The 476-nt window shown below is 42.9% G+C and carries 1 protein-coding gene; it reads right to left on the bottom strand.

Features of this window, described 5'->3' with window-relative positions; genetic code table 11:
• Nucleotides 1-343: hypothetical protein (locus ACTHUR_RS19720; protein ID WP_440400489.1), on the bottom strand; the 343-nt coding region annotated here is incomplete at its 3' end.
• Between the last annotated feature and the right edge of the window lie 133 nt (nucleotides 344-476).

Raw genomic sequence — 476 nt, 5'->3', positions numbered from 1 at the left:
TCGCCAACCGTTGGCTTTCCTGACGGATGTGCTGTTCCAATAAAGCACGGTTTTCATTGAGTCCGTGTATGGCTTGCTCAAACGATTGTCTGTTTTCGTTCAAGGTATGGATGGTGTGTTCGAGCGACTGTTTTTCCTGCTGCAAGGTATCGATTTGTTTTTTCAGCAGTTCGATTTGTTTTTCTTGTTCTTTCGATTGCTCTTCTGCTGCCTGGCTGCGCACCATCAACTGCATCAACATGTCGATTTGCTGTTGCAGAGACTCGGTCTGCTTGGCAGACAGTTCGGTTTGTTGCAGCAGTTTTGCCATTACATGCTGCAATTCTTGGTTTTGATTTTGCATATTGGTATTGTCTTCTCGCAATTGAAGGTTTAATTCGGATAAAGATTGGATTTGTTGTTCTAGTAAGGATATTTTTTGAATACAGTCGGAATATCCCAAATGATGTTGCATAAACAGCGCGCGGTTTTTCTCG

The sequence above is a fragment of the Neisseria sp. P0021.S007 genome (assembly GCF_051956855.1).
Note: the sequence above shows the minus strand (reverse complement) of the source record. Positions and strands in the feature narration are given on the sequence as shown.